Below are 3,188 nucleotides of genomic sequence, written 5' to 3' on the forward strand. Positions count from 1 at the left end.
CCGAGCAGTGCCAGACAAATCAAGTACAGCACAATAAATGCTGCGCCGCCATTCTGTCCGCAGATATATGGAAACTTCCATACATTGCCCAGACCCACTGCGCAGCCGGCAGAAACCAGAATAAATCCCAGTCTCGTACCGAAATTTTCTCTTTTGTCCATTGTTGTTTTTCCCTTCTACCGCTGTCTGAAATCCTCTTTTCGACAGCGTTACTTAAAAAATCCGGATATTAGTATACCATATATTTGCTCAGATGCAAATGCAAATCTGTTGTAATGCTCTGGTTTTTTCGTCATTTTCCTGTGCTGTCCAAGCGATTGCTGTGCGTTTTTCCCGACTGTACAATAAACACTGTCCGTGTATCCCATTTTTGACAAAAAAGCTTGTATCTTTGACGGGATATACATCCCATCGTTCTTGTTCCATCTGCTGCACCCAATTGGCAGAAACCAACTGTTTTTCTTCATATGCGCCTTGATTGACAAGCAGCCATCCCAGCTTTGCCACGTCCTCTGCTCGCAGATATGCGCCAGTCGCACCAATGGTATGTTCCCGCGGGCATCGCGTCCATGCGGTGGGCTGACAGTGCAGAGGCTGTAATAGTCTATTCCGAATCATTTGGTCTGCCGGTGCTCCTGTGATGCGCTCAACCAGCAAGGACAGCAGGTAATGCGCACAATCGGTATATTTCCGATAGGTTCCCGGCTGAAATTTCGGCGGATGCTGTAAAATATACGCCAGATAATCCTCGGTGCCATACTCCCGCGTATCATCCCGATCTATATCGAAAATGCCATCATCTAAGCCCATCCGATGAGAAAGAGCCTGCCGAACGGTCACGGTATCCCAAATATTGGGGTAGTCTTTTGGGAGATACGGCTGCAAAAACGGCAGCAGCTTGTCATCCGGTGCCAATGCCCCTGCATCTGCCAACATTCCGACACAAACATTGAGAAAGACTTTCGTTATGGAGTAAACAGGCTGGCAGGCACTGGCGGGCTGGATTTGCCGGATCTGTAACCCCTGATCGGTATATACGGCAAGCTGATAGATATTCAATTGTTGTGCTTTGATTGCTTGTACGATTTTTTGTATCATAGCATATGCTCCTATTGCCAAAAGGGGCAGCCTTTCGGCTGCCCTCTATCATGTTTATGTATCCATCATGCATTCTCTGCCGCCTTTTCTGCCTTAGAGAGCAGCTGCGGCGCGAGAAGATTGGCCAAAAATAGTGCGCTGAGACCACATGCCAGCTTGGCAAAGATCATCGGAACAATCATATTCGAGTTGACACCGGCAACAAATCCCAAATGGTCGCCGAACATAAATGCCGCACAGGAAGCAAACGCCACATTCATGAGCTTGCCCTTTGGATTCATGTCCTTCATCATCTGAAATGTCGGAATATTATTAGCCAGTGTCGCCACAATGCCAGCCGATGCTGCTTCGTTCATGCCCAATTTGCTGCCGACTTTTGCCAGTGCGCCGCCAAAATGCCGCTTGATAAACTCAACCATCGGGAACGCACCGATCAGCACAAAGGCAATGTCACCGAGAATTTCCACGCTGTTTGCCAACGGAGAAACGCCATCTGCGCCCGCCTCTACCATCAAATGAAATAGCGGGAATCGAATGCCGGTCTCGTACTGAAAAACGGCAATCGCCACAAAAATAGCAATCAAGCCTGTGACAAACGCGCCAAATTTTGCAAATCCGTTCATCAACGCAATCGGTTTAAACCACAGTCCTGCCGCCAAGACAATTGCTACCAAAATAACCGGAAGCAGGCTGAAGAACATCGTTCCGAGATCCATCGAATATTCCGTCATCGCATTCATGACAATGCCGCCGACAAAGCAGCCAATCGGTGCCGTGATAACGCCAACCAGAATGCCGCACGCCAACAACGGACGATCCTTCTTTTGAATCAGCGTCAGTGCAACCGGAATATCAAACAACAAGATACATCCCATCGTACATCCGACGATGATACCCGCAAACTGTCCCATAACGATGTCATTTCCCGCCAGTTCTACGGCAAGCGGATAACCGCCGGAATCCGCCAGCAGCAGCGTTGTGGCAAAAATAGACGGTGAAGAGCCGAGCAGCTCATAGATCGGGCCGACAATCGGACGCAATACCATGCTAAGCACCGGTGCCGCTGCGATAACACCAACCATGGCAATCGCAAGCGGTCCCATCGCCTGAAATCCTTCATCAAATGCCGCGCCATAGCCACGCTTATTTCCCATAGCCTTGTCAACCGCACCGAGAATCATAAAGATCATCATAATGGTGACAATCACAGAATTGATGGAAAGATTGGACAGATACGCGCCAATACTTTCCTTACATTGTGTCAGATTGGTTATTTCAGCCAGCAATTCTGAGAACACACAAATCCCTTCTTCCCTTGTGATTTCATCTATCATTATAAAAGGGAAGAAAATATGTATATCCACCGTTTGTCTGGTATTTTGCGCAAAATTTCTGAAAAATACTAATTACGCGATGGTATTGCGCAGCGTGCCAATTCCTCCGATGCTTACCTCTACCGTATCGCCATGTGTCAGCCACTTTTTCTGTTCATCCGGCATACCGAGAATGACTCCTTCCGGCGTGCCGGAGTAAATCATATCGCCCGGTTTGAGCGTCATATACTGGGACAGATAGCTGACAATTTCCGCACAGGAAAAAATCATCTGTTCCGTGTTGGAGTCCTGACGCAGCTCACCATTGACACGGCAGCGAATCGGCAGATGATCCGCGTCAAGCTCTTCTGCGGATACCAAAAACGGACCCGCCGGAGCAAAATCATCACACGCCTTGCCGAGCAGCCACTGACCAGTCTTAAACTGTAAATCACGTGCACTGAAATCGTTGCCCGCGGTATAGCCAAAGATACATTCTTTCGCCTGCTCTACCGTGACTTCATGCGCTTCACGTCCCATGACGATAACGAGTTCTGCCTCATAATCAAACTGTTCGCCGTACTTTGGCAGGTGAATCGGATGCTCATGTCCCACCAGCGAGGATGGATACTTCGGAAATACCGGCGGAAATTCTCGATCTCGCGCAAATCCAATTTCGTCCATATGTGCCTTGTAGTTCAAGCCGATGCAGATAATCTTTTCCGGGTCAGAAACCGCCGGAGCAAACGAAACAGTACCGGCAATTGCAACCGGCTC

The 3,188-nt window shown here is 48.7% G+C and carries 3 protein-coding genes and 1 pseudogene; all 4 read right to left on the minus strand.

The features are described 5' to 3' along the window. A pseudogene (locus tag ACR0P9_RS09810) lies at window positions 1-161 on the minus strand (hypothetical protein); the annotation flags it as partial. An 88-nt stretch (window positions 162-249) separates the two neighbouring features. After that, on the minus strand, window positions 250-1,098 hold the full coding sequence (locus tag ACR0P9_RS09815) for a serine hydrolase domain-containing protein (protein ID WP_432619670.1): 849 nt from the start codon (window positions 1,096-1,098) through the stop codon (window positions 250-252). 65 nt (window positions 1,099-1,163) lie between these two features. Further along, complete coding sequence (locus ACR0P9_RS09820) at window positions 1,164-2,396, minus strand: ethanolamine utilization protein EutH (protein WP_432619672.1); 1,233 nt, start codon at window positions 2,394-2,396, stop codon at window positions 1,164-1,166. Between the two features lie 108 nt (window positions 2,397-2,504). Continuing rightward, window positions 2,505-3,188, minus strand: a 684-nt coding sequence (locus ACR0P9_RS09825) for a fumarylacetoacetate hydrolase family protein (RefSeq protein ID WP_432619674.1), incomplete at its 5' end; no start/stop codon positions are given.

It is taken from the genome of Butyricicoccus sp. (assembly GCF_050872565.1).
GTDB lineage: Bacteria > Bacillota > Clostridia > Oscillospirales > Butyricicoccaceae > Butyricicoccus_A.

Coding starts and splice junctions, on each gene's coding strand:
- ACR0P9_RS09815 (WP_432619670.1), bottom strand. CDS start 1,098: ATGATACAAAAAATCGTACAAGCAATCAAAGCACAACAATTGAATATC.